Below are 15,011 nucleotides of genomic sequence, written 5' to 3'. Positions count from 1 at the left end.
GTCGTCTCGGCGTTCCGGCCTGCTCAGCCGGTCGGCGTCGTGGTCGTGGTCGTGGCCGGGGACGGGGGCGGCGATGTGTCGGCCGTGCGTGCGGCGAGGTCGCGGGCGCGGGCGCGCTCGGTGAGCTTGGTGAAGACCAGCCCGAGCAGGGCCGCCGCGATCAGCACACTGAACATGGCCGTGTATCCGCCGCCGGCCTCCGCCACGGGCGGGTTGGCGTTCGGGTCCCCGATCCACCACGCGGCGACCGACGGCAGGAACGCGTCGGGCAGGAACGCGATGCCCGACACCAGCCCGATCACCCCGCCGCGCTGGTTCTGCGGGATCTCGACCTCGCCGACGGTCGCGAAGTACACGCCGCGGGAGGCGAAGACGAACAGGGACAGCACGAACATGAGCACGACGGCGAGCCACGCGAAGGAGTCCGAGCGCGGCATGATCAGGAACGCCACGGCGATCACCAGGCAGCCCGCGAACATCCAGCGCAGGAACCGCGGCGAGGACCGGGTGACCTTGTCGACCACCAGGCCGCCGACCGGGGCGGCGAGCTGGAAGAAGTAGGTGCGCATGACGCCGATGACGCCGATCAGCCCCGCGGCGACGCCGAAGTGGGTTTCCAGCAGTGGGGAGAAGTAGCCGAGCAGGGTGTAGAAGGTGTACATCAGCATCGCGGTGATGCCGATGAGCCAGGTGTACTTGTTGCGTGCGGCGAGCCAGAGCTGGCGGATCGAGACGGTGCTGGACTCGTCGTCGGAGGGGGCCTTGGAGCCCACGCTCACGTAGAAGAGCACGAGGGCGGCGAGCACGAGGTTGAGCACCCCGTAGATCCTGATCAGCCAGAGCACACCGAAGGCGTCGGTCACCGCGACCGCGACCAGGCCTGCGCCGACCAGGCCCACGAGCGTGGAGGTCACGCCGCGGGTGCCTTCCAGGAACCCGAAGAGGCGGCCCTGTTCGTCGGACTCACCGAGCAGGCTGATCGCCTTGATCAGGGCCGACCAGTACAGGCCCATGGCCAGCACCGCCGTGAGCACGTGGGCGATGAGGGTGCCCCAGTAGCCGGGTGCTTGGGCGATGTAGAAGTTGAGCAGCCCGGTTCCGGCCAGGCCGAGCGCGATGAGCAGCTTCGGGGAGAAGCGGTCGGCGAACCATCCGCCGAAGAAGTACATGACGATCGCGGTGGCGCCGAAGACCGAGATGATGCTGCCGTACTGCTGCGCCGTGAGTTCGAGGGCGGCGATGGTCGGGCCCAGGAACACGAAACGGATGTAGCCGACCTGGAAGATGATGCCGCACGACATCGCCAGAATCAGGAACTCCGTCCACTTCCGTCTCGTGCTCATTTCCACCCCGTGACATAAAAAAAGAACAGCACTCCCCCATGAATCGAGGAGTTACTGTTCTCTGGTCTCTAGTAACTGCCGCCGCCGTGACAGCCGTTGCAGCTGTGACAACTGTGCCAGGCGGGGCCGGTGTTCTGTTGTGTGAAGGACAGTAGTTTCCCCTCACTGAGGTGTCAACACCGGGTGTGGACTCTGCCCTGTTCGCAGGCTTGCGCTACCGCTTGCGCGGCGGCCCGTGCGGCCGCTTGCGCGGCCGCCTTCACTCCGCTTCGCGGCGGCTACATCTTCCACACCTCGTGGTTGGACGAAGCCACGGCGGCCGCCCCGGCCTTGAGCGCGGCGAAGACGTCGTCCCGGTCGCAGACCAGGCCGCCGGCGATGAGCGGGACGTCGATCTCCTCGACCACCCAGGAGATGACGCGGGGGACGCAGCCGGGCAGGATCTCCACGCACTCGGCGCGGGAGGAGCGGAGTTGCGGGACGAGGTTGCGGTAGGAGATGGAGTCGATCAGGAAGAAGCGGTGCACCGAGAAGAGGCCGCACTCGCGGGCGGTGCGGACCAGGGAGGCCTTCGAGCTGAGGATGCCGTCCGCCGACGTGCGTTCGGCGATGAAGCGGACTGTGACGTCCTTGGTTGCGAAGCCGTCGAGGAGGTCGACGTTGACCAGAACGGTGCGGTCGGCGTCCTTCAGAGTTTGCACCAGTTCGGGCAGGTCCAGGAGGGTGCCGTAGAGCAGGAACACCACCTGGCAGTCGGAGCGCAGTACGGCGGAGAGATCCTCGGGGTTCTTGACGCTGGCGACGACCGGGGCGTCCGCAAGGATCTCGGAGAGTGGTTCTGCCGGTTCTGCCATGGGGTCTCCTCGTCCGGGCGCGGGCGGCGGCGTGCGCCGCCGGGCATCGGACCAGCGTATGCGGCCATTCGACCGCCCCGGTGAGATCGGGCCATCCCCACGTGCGTGGGGAACACGTGGAGGGGTTCGTGGCCCAGGTGTACTCGGACGGACCATCCCCACGTGCGTGGGGAGCACAGCTCACTCCCACATAGCGCGATGTACTGGACCGGGCCATCCCCACGTGCGTGGGGAGCACCGGTCCGCAACGCGGTCTACGACCCCCAGACTCGGGCCATCCCCACGTGCGTGGGGAGCACCAACTGGCCGTTGTGCTGCCCCTCGGCGCTCTCGGGCCATCCCCACGTGCGTGGGGAGCACAGGATCTCAAGGAGTGCGTCGATCTTGTTGGACGGGCCATCCCCACGTGCGTGGGGAGCACACGACCCCCAGACCGGAAGCACCTGCCGTGCCCGGGCCATCCCCACGTGCGTGGGGAGCACTGTCCGCAAGTTGGCCTACCAGAAGACCGCCGCGGGCCATCCCCACGTGCGTGGGGAGCACCAGACAATCCTCTGGGACCAGGAGCACGGAACCGGGCCATCCCCACGTGCGTGGGGAGCACACTTCATGACCTGGGGCGATGCAGCGCGTTATTGTTCTGCAACCAAATTCGGAACTGTCGCCCGCACCACTGTAGCTACTCGAACCCTCTACGTAAGCTCGGTCCACAGGCAATTACGCGGGCGGCCGGTGACCAACGACCGGCGGCTTTCCTCAGCCATTCGTCGCCCTCCGGTGCCCCGGATACCCAACGTTCGTTGGACCCCCGGTTCGTCCTTGCGACCGATGTTCACGGCTGCCCTGATCTCTAACTTGGAGTGTGTCAGCAAGCAGCCGCGACCACGCATCACGGCACCGGGCCGACAGGGACCCACAGGACTCCAAGGGCCCAAGGCCGCACGGAACACACACGGGAACGCACCGGAGCAGCGCCGGAACGCGCGGCCACCCGGACCGCGCAGGAGGGACAGGAGGAAGCAGGCATGTGCGAGAGCCTCAACAGCCTCAACGCAAGCCATGACGGATCCGCGAGGGCGGGCCGTGGCCGCGCACCGGCGCCGACTCTGATTTCGACTTCGGTTTCGGCCTCGACTTCGACGTCCACCCCCGTGGGAGCTGTAGGGGGTGGTGAATTCGCCGAGCCGCATTGCCGGATGTGCCGACGGGGGCGATCCCTGGCACGGATGAGAACGGCGTGACCTACCCATTCCCGTTCTCGTTCTCTGCCTAGTTCTCTTCGTCGTTCTCCGTCTCGTTCGGGACGGCCGCCCACGACCACTCCTTCCACCATTACCGCGGGGGCGCATTGGTGGAGGAGCAAGACGAGCAAGTGGAGAACGTGCACCACGTGGATCACGTGGACGAGCACGTGGACGAGCAATCGGAGCTCGCCGAGCTCATCCCAGGGCCGGCTCACCGACGGCGCCGCACACACCTCACGTCACGTCACACACGACACGTGTCCCGTGTGCCTCACGTGCTTCATGCGTCTCACCCGCCTCACCTGCTGACCACGTCATCTCGCCCGCCGGTAAGAGCGAGTTCGCCCTGCGAACGCGGCTGACCTGAGCTGCACTGTGCTGCTCTGAGCAGAGCCGAGCAGGGAAAGCAAAAAGCCCGCGCGGCCTGGAGTGCAGGCGGAACTCGTCCGGGCGGCTCCGTCCGAGGTGACGCGGCTCGACCCGCGTGGCCTCAAGCCGCCGGACCCGCGCTCTTCCGTCCGAGCCGCGCAGGAACCCCGCCGGAAACCAAGACCCTCCGGCGGGGTTTTCCCTTGTTCCCCCGTGTTGCCCAGCGCCGGCTCACACAGCCCGAAGGGATCCCGCCGCCCACCTGGTGCCCGACGGCGCCGTCAACGGCGCCCCACATGCGTGGGGAACACATCAGCGACGCGGAGTCGGCCGATTGCTCATCCGGGCCATCCCCGCGTGCGCGGGGAGCACCGCGACTGCGTGCCCGAGACCGACTACGAGCGCGGGCCATCCCCACGTGCGTGGGGAGCACGAGGGCCGCGTGGACGACCTTGCGGAACTCGACGGGCCATCCCCACGTGCGTGGGGAGCACACTTAATGACCTGGTGCGATACAGCGCGTTATGGTTCTGCCACCAAATTCGAACCTGTCTCCCGCGCAACAGTGGCCACTCGCATTCTCGGCGTGAGCATAGTCCGCCAGCAATTGCGCGTATGGGGCTCCCTGCTGTGCACGGCACACGGCCAGCATGCCGGGACCTACCCTTACGGAACAGGCCCCGACTCATCAGGCATTCAGAGGCACGAGTCCAAGGGTCCACAGGCTTTTGGCCGCGGGACGCGATGGAACGTCAGTGGCGAGGGACCGCGCCGCACGTTCTGACGCACAGCTGACGCACGACGAGCGCCCGCGGTCCGTGCACGAGACCGGAGAGAACCGGCCTACTGTCGCCGCGCACCGTCCGGCCACACGACGTCCACGGGGACGCCTCGGTCCTGTGCTGCCTCGACGGCGTCCCCGGTGCCGCCCTTGCCGTCCGACGGTTTCCCGTCCCACACGGCCACGAGCCGGTCGATGCCATCCAGGATCGTCTCGTTCGCGTCCTCGTAGGCTTCCCGCCCGGCGCTCTTGTGCGGCATGTAGCGGACCAGCGTCGAGCGCATCAAAAGGTCGTCGAACTGGTCGAGGTTGCACGGCTTGACCTTCGCCTCGCGGTAGTCGACCGAAGGAAGCACGACTTCGAGGTGACCGCCGACCTCCAGCACGACCTCGGCGAAGACTTGATCAGCCCCTCGGGCGAGACACGACAGGCCGACCAGCTCCCCATCGTTGTACGGCGCGAGCACCCCGGCCAGGGCCTCGCGCACGAGAGGAACGCTGTCAGCCGAGAGGTTCGAGTGGCCGGTGATTCCGATCCGCGTCATGCCATCTCCTCAGAGGTCCTGTTCTCGGCCCGCAGGGTATTCGGCAGCCGCTCCATCCCCACGTGCGTGGGGAACACGGCAACGCCGTACAACTCAATACTCGCCGCCGCGGGCCATCCCCACGTGCGTGGGGAACACGGCGTCCCCGAGTCCGGAGATCCCGGATCCTGCGGGCCATCCCCACGTGCGTGGGGAACACGAGCTCTCCGTGATCGCGACCGCCTCCGACATCGGGCCATCCCCACGTGCGTGGGGAACACGCGTCGTCGGCCGCTGTCGGTTGATTCAGGTACGGGCCATCCCCACGTGCGTGGGGAACACACTTAGTGACCTGGTGCGATGTAGCGCGTTATGGTTCTGCAACCACATTCGGAGCTGCCGCCCGCACTACTGTGGCCACTCGAATTCTCTGCGTGATCCTAGTCCACCGGAAATTGCGCGCATGAACTCCCTGCCCTGCGACCACGCGGCCATTATGACGGGGCCTGCTCGAACAGAACAGGCCCCGACTCATCAGGCATCCGGGATCACGATCCGCCGGGCCGCCCACGCACCCACGCGGCAGCGGGCAACAGGGTCACAGCCCAGGCCACGGACGCGGTCGGGGAAGGAACCCCTGATCAGCCTGTGCCTCCGCCCCCGGATGCGGGTGCGCATGCGCACCCGGGCTCGGGTCCGGACTCGAGCTGAGGCTCGACCGCGAACCCGGCCCCGGGTCGATCAGCCCGCACTCGCTCACGCGCGCGGGCACCGGAGGCTCCGACAGCACCCGGTCGAGCAGCTCCAACGCCTCGTCCGCGTCCCCGTCGCGCCGCACGAGCTCCAGCGCCTGACGCACCGCGTCCGTACGACGGCGCAGCCCGCGCACGAGGAGGAAGTCCGCCACCGGATGCGGGCCGGGCGGAACGGCGAGCGCGTCGGAGGCTGCGTCCAGGAACTCGTCCATGTGGATGTCCATTACGCCGCCTCCCCCACCACGAGCATGTCCCGGCCCGGAGCCCGGTCATTACGAACCCGGTCAAAGCGAACACGGTCGGGCCTGCCCCCGTCCGGCCGAACCCTGTCGGGCCGGTCCAGGGCTCGCGGATCCAGACCCAGGCCCGGATCCAGGTCAACGTCCAGGCCCCGCAGTCCCAGGCCGCGCCGGTCCTGGTCGGCCAGCGCGCACAGCACCGCCAGCGCCAACTTCCGGCTCTCCACCGGACGCGCGCCCGTGGCACGTCCGCTCACGAAGCAACGCCCGCGCACGATCGCCGCCGGCACGGAGACGTTGACGCTCGCCGCGTCACGCACGGCGAAACCGTGCACGGTGGCTTCGAGGCCCGAGTCGGAATCGGCATCGACCCCGGGCTCAGACTCGGACTCGGGCCCAGACTCGGGCCCGGACTCGATCCCGGAGCCGAGGCGAGGGATGCGCTCGGCGTAGCGCCGCACGCGGCGCGACCGGTTCCGCCGGTCCTGGGGGTTCCGGCAGCTCTGGCGGGTCCGGCTCCGCTGGACTTCGCCCGCCAGCTCACGGACGTATCCGAAGGCTGAGATGTGCACGCCCTGCGAGGCGCGCACCATGCGCACCAGCAAACAGAGCAAAGCAATAGGGTTGAACATGTCGTCCTGCCTCCAACAGGTCGGCCATGGCCCCCGGGCGTGCGCTAACACGTCGCGGGGGTCCCGTGCGTTACGGGGATGCTTCACAGTACGTGAGCTTGGCCCACCTGTCACGTGCTAGCACGTACTGGGTCGGGTTAGTGTGCATATGTTCAGTTCAGCTAGTTTCAGATGGTGCTTGATCTCGACGGCCCGGAACCGATGTACCAGCAGATTGCCCGTGTGATCCGCGAACGGATCCAGGACGGCACCTATGAGGCCAACCGTCCGGTTCCGTCAGAGACAGATGTCTGCCACGAATTCAACGTCTCGCGGCGGACTGCGCGATCGGCCTATGTGCTCCTGACCAAGGAGGGGTTCATCATCCGCGTGCCCGGCAAGGGCACGTACGCCGCGGATGTCTCCAAGAGGTCGTAGAGAAGCCCTTGCGTGCTCGCCTGAGCCAGAGCATGTTCATCGCAGAGTCAGCGGAGTGGCGGCCTCTCGGCCGCGACCATCTTCTGCGTGCAGAGCAGGTTCTGATGTACGCCAGCCCAAGGCCCGGTCGGCCTACGCACTGTTGAAGGACGAAGGGCTGATCCTGCGCGTCCCCGGGCGCGGAACCTTCGCGGTGAAACGCCCCGAGTAGTCGCGGCCGACGCTCCTCCGTGCGCGGCGCGCTTCGCCATGCATCGACCGCCCGCGCTGTCACTATCCGAGGCTCCTGGCACGATCGCTCAATGCCGCGAGCGTGCTCATCGCACGCCGTCGGGGAGCTGGTGGCCCGAGGAACTGGGGACTGAGGGCTTGGGAAGCTACGGGGTTTCGAGTTCCGGCTCGGGCTCGGGTTCAGGTTCGACTTCGAGCACGAAGAAGAGGAAGGCCATACCGCTCGCCAGCTTCCGGAAGTCGTCCGGGAACAGGTCACGGGCGGCGGGGTCGGGCGGCGGCTCGCTGATGACGGAGATCCGGAAACCGGCGGCGGTGAAGGCGTCCGTCATCGCGTGCAGCGGCCGCCGCCAGAACTCCATCGGGACGGAGCGTCCGCTGAACGTGAGCTCAGTGGAAAAGCTCGTGGTCTTGGAGTAGTCCGGTCGAGGGTCCTGGATCGCGTAGTCCACGAACGGGTGCTGCACCGAGACGAGCAGCCGGCCACCGGGCCTGAGCACGCGCCGCATCTCGGCCAGCGTCGGACCCCAGTCCTCCAGGCAATGGAGCACCAGCGACGCGACAACGTCGTCGAACACACCGTCGGCGAACGGGAGGGGTTGGCTCAGGTCGGCCACGTACAGACTCGCGTCGTCCCCGAGCCGCCGCCTGGCCAGGCTCAGCATTTCGGCGCTGGCGTCGACCCCGGTGACCTCGGCGCCGCGTTCCTGCAGGGCAGCGAACAGAGGGCCCGCCCCGCAGCCGGCGTCCAGGATCCGACGGCCGGACACGTCTCCGGCGAGCGCCAGCATCGCGGGCCGTTCGTAGTAGGCGTTGAGCAGGTTTTTCTCGTTGTCGGCCGCGTACGCCTCGGCGAAGCTGTCGTAGTCGTTGGCCTGGGACGGATCCGCGTTGTGGGCGGATGTCGGTTGCGCCGTGGTTCGCTGCGCGGAGCCTTGGTGCGCAGCGCCTTGGTGCGCGGCGGATTGCTGCGCTGGATCTGCGGGAGGGGCGGGCGTCTGGGGCACATCCGTCGCTCGGTCCATCGGCGCAGCCTAGCGTTCAGGGGTACCGGCGGCCAGGCCCCTATAACGGTTCGAGCCGGGAATCCCAGCGGTCGTCGGGATCCCGCGCGTGCCGTCATGCCTACCGACGGAAAACCATGCCCTTGAAGCGACTATTCAGTTCTTCGCCGATCAGCCCGTAATCAGTCACTACCACTCATTCCGAAGTCGATCGCATTCAGACCTTCCTCGGATAATATAAGCGATCACAGCGTCCCGGTCGTCGACCCCCAGCGCCCTTTTTTCTTTATTGAATATAAACATGTGCTGCATCCACTGTTCACGCTCTTCTTCAGTGGCGGCGGCGTCCACCCGAGCGACGCATTCGCCACCGATCAGCTCGGCAATATCGTCCGCCAGGTCGAAGAGCATCGCCATCGAAGCGTTAGCGTAGTAATGCCCTTCTTCAGGGTTCAGCTCGACCATGCATATCCTTCCTCCCGCGGGGGCCACACGGGACCCCCACGTCGTCGCGGGTAACGTCGAAGATCTCGCCCCTGGAACCACACACGCCTTGCCTCGCTGGCCTTCGGAGCCTGATTCAGTTCTCACGACCTCGCACCCGGGAAAGCTCAGCTTTCCACCGGGTGATCTGGTCGATCAAAGCTTGACGATCGTCAGGGTCCAGACCCTCACGAATGTCATGGGCCTCGCGCATCAGCCGGATCCACTGCCCCCGCTCCTCCTCATTCCGCGCGGCGCGGTAGAGGGCGACATACTCACCGCCGAGTTGCGTGGTAATTTCTTGAGCCAGGTCGAAGAGCATCGCCATCGAAGCGTTGGCGTAGTAATACTCTTCTTCAGGGGTCAGCTCGACCATACGTATCCTTCCTCCCGCGGGGGCCACACGGGATCAGCGACTTCGTCGAGGGTGACGTCGAAGATCTCGCCCTGGGGGTATTCATTGTCGGTGTAGGCGTAGATCTACTCAGGTTCCGCCCTACCCGGGTTGGTGGCCGCGACAACCCGCAGCAGTCTGTGCAGAACCTTTGACCGAGAACCCTTCTCGACTGTCCAGTTCTAGACAGCCGAGCGAGCCCAGCTCTCGAGCGCAGCTCAACGCGACGGGCCGCGGGTGAGAAACCCCCACACCCCTCACAACCGCCACACCAACACCGGCGACCCTGCCCCCGACGCCACGATCATGTGCCCGTCCCTCGTCAGCGACGCACACCGCAACCGCGCCTGCCCCGTCCGCAGAGCCGCCGCCGGCGCATAGTGAATCGTGTCCCGCACGAACACCTGCCCGTCCCACCCAGCGGTGATCAACGACGACCCGTCCGCACTGAACCGCGCATCACAGATCAGGTCATGGTGCCCGGCGAAGGTCGGCCCCTCGGCCCCGGTGTCCGACGCCCACGTGCGCACGACCCCGTTGGAATCCCCGGTCAGCATCACCGGCTTCAGGGGGTTGAACGCCGTCGCCGACACCATCGGCGCCACCGTCTCGTAGTCCGCGAGCACCGCAACCGGGGTCCCGTCGGTGCGCCACATCCGCGCGCTCCGGTCACTGCTCCCGCTGAGGATCGTCGACCCGTCCGGCGAGAACACCACCGACAACACCATGTCCTCGTGCCCCGGGAAGCTCACCACGCTCCGCCCGACCCGCAGGTCCCACAGCAACACGTGCCGATCGCCGGCACCGCTGACCAGGAAGTTCCCGTCGAGCGAGAAGTCCAGGCACGACACCGTGCCCGCGTGCCCGGCCAACACCCCCAGCGGACGCATGTTCACCAGGTCCCACACGCGCACGCACCGGTCCTCGTGCCCCGACGCCAACAGGGTCCCGTCGGCGTTGAACGCCACCACGTTGACGGACTTCCGGAACCCGGTGAACTCCCCCAGGTGCGTGCCGTCGTTCCCGTTCCACAGACAGATCGCGCCGTAGCTGGCCACGGCGATGATGCTCCCGTCCGGGCTCACCTCGGCCGGACCGGGCGGCAGCCCCTGCGGGCACGGCGGCAGCGCGCCGAAGGTCGGTTGGCCGCCGGCCCACCGTGCGACGACGGTCTCCGGGGCGCCTGCGCCGGCTGCGTCGGCCCCGGCTGCAGGAGCGGGCGCGTCCACGCCCGCAGCCGAGTAGGGATGGGAACCGGCAGGGCCGTAGGAAAAATCCGGTCCGCCTGGTCCGCCCTGTCCCCCGAGGCCCTCGGAGCCCTCGTACGCCCCGGAACCCGCGGATCCCGATGTTCCGGAGGGGGCAGCCGCTCCGGACACTCCGGATGTTCCAGCCGCCCCGCCCCGGGCAGGTGTGCTCTCCCGCCCGCGCCGGGTGAAGGTGCCGGTGCGCTCAGCGCTGCCGTCCGGGTCCTCACCCGCGGACACAGCGGCTGCCGCTGCGGCCGCCAGCGCGGCGTCGGAGGCAGAACCCGATCCGGGCCCGGAGCCAGATCCGGACCCGGTCCCGGAGCCCGAAGCCCCCTCGGACCCCTGCTCGTACCGGCGCACGTCCTCCGGCCCGGGCAGCTGGAACGTGCCCGTGCGGTTGGGCGCGAGCCTCGGCTCGGCCTGCCCCTCGGGGACCGCGTGCCCATGCGCGACCGGGTAGGCCGTCGCCGCGCTCGATCGACGCGGGGCGCAATCCGTGGAGGAAGAGGGAGAGGGGTCCGGGGAAGCCGCTGGGGTTCCGGTTCCATATCCAGATCCAGATCCGATCCCGGCTCCGGCTCCGATCCCGGTTCCCGCAGGACCGGCACCGCTCGCCCCACGCCCGTCGGCTACCTCGGACGCTTCGGCCTCACCGGGCGCTGCGTCACCGTGCGCCGCGCCTGCCTGATCGGCCGCACCCGCCGCAACAGCCCCAGCAGCCCCTGCCGCGGACCGGGAACCAGCATCGCCGCCACCCTCGGCCCAGGACGCCTGCTTCTGCTCCGGCGGCTCGCTGTTGGCCAGCGCCGCAGCGAACTGCGCGGACGTCGGACGCGACTCCGGTGTCCGGTTCCAGCAGGCGGCGACGAGCGTGCGGAGCAGTACCGGAAGGTCGTGGGTCTCCGGGGCGTCCCCGGTCAGGAGCTGTACGGCCTCCTCATCGGTCTCCGCCGCGAAGGGGTTCTCGCCGGTCGCCGCGTACACGAGCACGGTGGCCAGCGCGAACATGTCGGAGAAGGCGTCGCCCATGCCCCCTTCGACCTGCTCGGGCGCCTTGTAAGGGATGTGCGGGAGCGGGCATCCGCGCGCGGAACGCGGGACCGCGGAACCGTCATTCTCTGAGGCCTGGTCGGCGTCGGCGGTCTCGGTGCCGGTCGCGTCGGAGCCGGCGGCCTCGGTGTTCACACCCGAGTGTCCTGTCGGGTCCGGACTCGCCCCGGAAGCCGATGCCTCTGCAACAACGTCCGGCTCCGGTTCCGAGCCCGAACCCGTCGGCCCCGAGTCGGGGTCTGCGTCTGCCGAACCCGAGTGCGTACGCGCCGCCTCGGCCCCGCTCGCATCGGTCTCAGGCGCATCTACCTCGGCCGGGCTGTTGTCGCGCTCCTCCTCGACGGGAGGCTCCACGGACACCGGTTCCCCGGTCGGGTCGGGAGGCTCCACCGATACCGGCTTTCCCGTGGGGTCCGGGGGTTCGACCGAGACCGGCGGACCGGTCGGCGCCGGCGGCTGTCCGGCCACGCGTGCACCGGTGGGTGCCGGGCCGACGGGGATCTCGGAATCGGATCCTTCGGCGGGTTCGGAGAGTTCGCGGGGCTCGGACTCGGACTCGAGCTCGGGCTCGGGGGCCTCTCCGACCTCCCCGGCCTCACCGGCAGGGCCTTCCCCAGTTCCCTCGCTCTCGGACCCGTCCGCCCCAGAGGTCCCGGGCTCCACCAGCGTCCCGGTCCCCACGTCCGCGGCCTTGCCCTCCCGCACCTGGTCCACAGCGAGGTCATGCACGTCGTCGGGCAACCGGGTGGCCAGGCGCCCGCCGCCGAAGTCCACCAACCGGATCCCGTCTTCGACCAGCACCACGTCGCGCGGGTTCAGGTCGCCGTGCACGAGGTCGTTGCCGTGCAGCTCCTCCAGCGCACGCGCCAGCCCGGTCGCGAGCACGCGCAGCGCAGCCGTTCCGAGCACGCCGAAGTCGGAAACCGTGCGCTCCAGCGTGATCCCGTCGACGTACTCCGTCGCGATCCACGGGGTCTCAGATTCGGGGTCGGCATCCAACACCCGCGCCGTGTGGGGGCTGTCGATCCCGCGCGCGGACGCGCTCTCGCGCACGAAGCGCACGTGGAAGTCGGGGTCGGCGGCGAGCTCGGGGTGGATGACCTTGACGACGACGCGTTCGCCCGCCGGGCCGGCGCCGAGGTAGGAGGTGCCTACGCTTCCGGATCCGAGGAGGTGGGTCAGGTGGTACGGGCCGACGCGGGTGGGGTGCGCGGCGCCCGCTGCACCTGCGGCACCCGCGAGGCTCTCGGGACCCGCGGCGCTCGCGGAACTCTCGGCACTCGCAGCACGCGCAGGGCGCTCGGGACCTGTAGAACTCGCGACATGTGCGGCGCTCGCGGCACTTGCGGGGCTCGCGTGGCTCTCGGAATTCGCGGAACTCTCGGGGCTCGCTGGGCTGAGGGGATGCAACGTACAGGCGCTTTCCGGGTCGTGCTGTGTTGCCGATGTGAGGTTGTGGGTCGTGCGGCTGTGGGTCGTGAAGCTGTGCCGCCGTGCGGCGGGTGGCTGCGGTCGAACGGTCGGGCGGCACGCGGGCGTGCCGCCGGTTCGAGGGATTGTCTCAGGTTCCCCGGGGTTTGGGACGTGCGGTACCGGAACCTGGTTCTGATCCGTTTACAGCCACGCGGCGGCTCGCCCGAATCACGGCCGTGTGGCGGCTTCCCGCGAACCGACACCCACCGAACCAACCGAGCCCACCGAGCCCACCGCACCCACCGCACCCACCGCACCCACCGCACCCACTGTGCCCACCCGCCACACACTCACCGCCCCGCAGCGCGCGCACCGAGCAGGCCCCTCAGCCGATTCTCCCCCGCTTTTCCACCACTTCTCCGACTCTTCCCCGACGCTTCTCCTCCGCCCCTCCGCGGGTTCTCCTCCGCCCCTCCGCCGCCCACAGCCCTCCCCCGCCGTCAGTTCGCGACGGCGTCGAGGTACCACCGGTAGCGCAACCGCAACGCCCGCTCGGTACTGGCGGCCGCGGCGGCCACAGCCAGGCTGATGTTCAACCACATCGGCAGGGTGACCAGGGGTTCGATCTGCCCGAAGCGTTCGACGACGGGCGGGATCTGCGCGAGCTGCCCGGCGACCTGCTGCAGCAGTAGGGCCACACCGATCAGGAGCGCCACGACCGAGACGGCGCCGATGACACGGCTCGCGAGCGGGTGGTTCCGCTCGAAGCGCGCCCGCCGCCCCTCCGGGGAGCGGGGGTCCGGGCGCAGCTGCCGTTCGCTCCCGTCGTCGGCCACAAAATGGCAGCGCTTGATACCGAAGCCGCTCATCGCCACCTCGATCACACCGCCTTCGACGGGGAAGGCGACGGGCATCTTGCCGCCGGCCTGCTGGTGTCCGTCGCGGTACAGCTGGGCCCTGACCTCGCCGGACGACTGGTTCTGCCAGTGCCGTACGTCCACCGAGTACCGGCGCGGTTCGCCGTGGGGGCCGGTGTGGTCGAGGTGGAAGAGGGCGCGTCCGGGCAGCTGCCACCAGCGGAACCGCTTGAGCTCCCGCCCGTCGCCGGGTTCGACGCGCCCTTCGGCACGACGGCGCTTCACCTGCTGGAACACGGTGTACCTCCTGGCACTCCCACCGAAGCAATACGCTGTACTGGTCGCATCGCATGCAGAGTAACACGCCGTACTAGTACGGTGTATTAATAGGAGGCCGACGACACCATGAGCGATGACGGAGCAGCCGACGCACCTGGCGCAGCCAGCGGATCCAGCGCATCCAGAGGTTCCAGCACAAGCGAGGCGCCCAGCACCCGCGAGCGGATCCTCGAGGCGGCCGCGGGCATCCTCCGCGAGGACGGTGTGGCGGCGCGGTTGAGCGTGCGCACGGTCGCGTCGCGTGCCGGGGTGAGCGTGGGGTCCCTGCGCCACCACTTCCCCACCCAGCAGAAACTGCGGGACGAGGTGATGCGCCGCATCTACGACTGGATCGTGCCTGCGGACCGCATCGACGACACCTCGCTCCCCGCCCGGGACCGCCTCGTGGAGTCGCTGCGCCAGGTCCTGACGGCGGCGGGCCGCGGACCGGAGGCGCGCGAGGCCATGTCCCGCATGGTCGAGACGTTCATCGCGGCCGAGCAGACCGAAGAGCTGCGCGAGGCGTACCTGACGATCGAACGCGATGCCCAGCGCCGCATCGAGGACTGGCTCGAGGTGCTCGCCCAGGAGAGGGATCAGGAGGGGGATCAGGAAACGGCTCTGCCGCGCGACGACATCCCGCGGCGGGCACGGTTCCTGTCCACCGTCGTCAACGGTCTGGGGCTGGAGCGGGCGCTGCCTGCGCAGGACTCGCTCGCCCAGCGGGAGACGGAGACGCTGTACGCGGCGGTCGATGCGGTGCTGGCCCCGAGCGATCCTCGTGAGCCTGGCGAGGCCGGCAGTCCCGCCACCTGACCCTCACCCCCATGGCTGTCCGGACCGGTCGAGAACG

Annotated in this window: 12 protein-coding genes and 2 CRISPR repeat arrays; of the genes, 2 read left to right on the top strand and 10 right to left on the bottom strand. The window is 68.8% G+C overall.

Features of this window, described 5'->3' with window-relative positions; genetic code table 11:
* Positions 1 to 23: 23 nt before the first annotated feature.
* The 5 genes from IDM40_RS25140 to IDM40_RS25120 form a co-directional block, all read right to left on the bottom strand.
* Positions 24 to 1,343, bottom strand: coding sequence for an MFS transporter (locus tag IDM40_RS25140; RefSeq protein ID WP_193124548.1), 1,320 nt, complete (start codon positions 1,341 to 1,343; stop codon positions 24 to 26).
* 278 nt (positions 1,344 to 1,621) lie between these two features.
* Entirely contained in the window at positions 1,622 to 2,197 is a 576-nt protein-coding gene (locus IDM40_RS25135; RefSeq protein ID WP_193124547.1) for a glycerol-3-phosphate responsive antiterminator, read from the bottom strand.
* An 87-nt stretch (positions 2,198 to 2,284) separates the two neighbouring features.
* Positions 2,285 to 2,801: a CRISPR direct-repeat array (repeat unit 29 nt; unit sequence CGGGCCATCCCCACGTGCGTGGGGAGCAC).
* Between the two features lie 1,852 nt (positions 2,802 to 4,653).
* Complete coding sequence (locus tag IDM40_RS25130) at positions 4,654 to 5,136, bottom strand: hypothetical protein (protein WP_193124546.1); 483 nt, start codon at positions 5,134 to 5,136, stop codon at positions 4,654 to 4,656.
* A 47-nt stretch (positions 5,137 to 5,183) separates the two neighbouring features.
* Positions 5,184 to 5,457: a CRISPR direct-repeat array (repeat unit 29 nt).
* A gap of 256 nt (positions 5,458 to 5,713) precedes the next feature.
* The gene (locus IDM40_RS25125) at positions 5,714 to 6,094 is read right to left on the bottom strand and encodes a hypothetical protein (protein WP_235997927.1); all 381 of its coding nucleotides are present in this window, start codon (positions 6,092 to 6,094) and stop codon (positions 5,714 to 5,716) included.
* Complete coding sequence (locus IDM40_RS25120; RefSeq protein ID WP_193124545.1) at positions 6,094 to 6,741, bottom strand: hypothetical protein; 648 nt, start codon at positions 6,739 to 6,741, stop codon at positions 6,094 to 6,096. Before IDM40_RS25120 ends, IDM40_RS25125 begins: the two co-directional genes overlap by 1 nt.
* Before the next feature lie 171 nt (positions 6,742 to 6,912).
* On the opposite strand from IDM40_RS25120, the gene IDM40_RS25115 reads away from it, so the two are divergent.
* Positions 6,913 to 7,158: a GntR family transcriptional regulator gene (locus IDM40_RS25115; RefSeq protein ID WP_193124544.1), complete on the top strand. Its 246-nt coding sequence runs from the start codon at positions 6,913 to 6,915 to the stop codon at positions 7,156 to 7,158.
* 377 nt (positions 7,159 to 7,535) lie between these two features.
* Here IDM40_RS25115 and IDM40_RS25110 read toward each other — a convergent pair whose 3' ends face one another.
* From IDM40_RS25110 to IDM40_RS25090, 5 genes are all read right to left on the bottom strand, one after another.
* The gene (locus IDM40_RS25110; RefSeq protein WP_193124543.1) at positions 7,536 to 8,414 is read right to left on the bottom strand and encodes a class I SAM-dependent methyltransferase; all 879 of its coding nucleotides are present in this window, start codon (positions 8,412 to 8,414) and stop codon (positions 7,536 to 7,538) included.
* Positions 8,415 to 8,582: 168 nt separating this feature from the next.
* Complete coding sequence (locus IDM40_RS25105) at positions 8,583 to 8,858, bottom strand: hypothetical protein (RefSeq protein ID WP_193124542.1); 276 nt, start codon at positions 8,856 to 8,858, stop codon at positions 8,583 to 8,585.
* Positions 8,859 to 8,973: 115 nt separating this feature from the next.
* The gene (locus tag IDM40_RS25100) at positions 8,974 to 9,252 is read right to left on the bottom strand and encodes a hypothetical protein (RefSeq protein WP_193124541.1); all 279 of its coding nucleotides are present in this window, start codon (positions 9,250 to 9,252) and stop codon (positions 8,974 to 8,976) included.
* A 275-nt stretch (positions 9,253 to 9,527) separates the two neighbouring features.
* Complete coding sequence (locus IDM40_RS28725) at positions 9,528 to 12,980, bottom strand: protein kinase domain-containing protein (RefSeq protein ID WP_268959397.1); 3,453 nt, start codon at positions 12,978 to 12,980, stop codon at positions 9,528 to 9,530.
* Positions 12,981 to 13,483: 503 nt separating this feature from the next.
* Positions 13,484 to 14,137: a hypothetical protein gene (locus tag IDM40_RS25090; RefSeq protein WP_193124540.1), complete on the bottom strand. Its 654-nt coding sequence runs from the start codon at positions 14,135 to 14,137 to the stop codon at positions 13,484 to 13,486.
* 108 nt (positions 14,138 to 14,245) lie between these two features.
* Between IDM40_RS25090 and IDM40_RS25085 the strand changes: the two genes are divergently transcribed.
* The gene (locus tag IDM40_RS25085; protein WP_193124539.1) at positions 14,246 to 14,974 is read left to right on the top strand and encodes a TetR/AcrR family transcriptional regulator; all 729 of its coding nucleotides are present in this window, start codon (positions 14,246 to 14,248) and stop codon (positions 14,972 to 14,974) included.
* Positions 14,975 to 15,011: the final 37 nt, after the last annotated feature.

This window comes from Nocardiopsis coralli (assembly GCF_014892575.1).
Classification (GTDB): domain Bacteria; phylum Actinomycetota; class Actinomycetes; order Streptosporangiales; family Streptosporangiaceae; genus Nocardiopsis; species Nocardiopsis coralli.
This window is presented reverse-complemented; position numbering and strand designations above follow the sequence as displayed.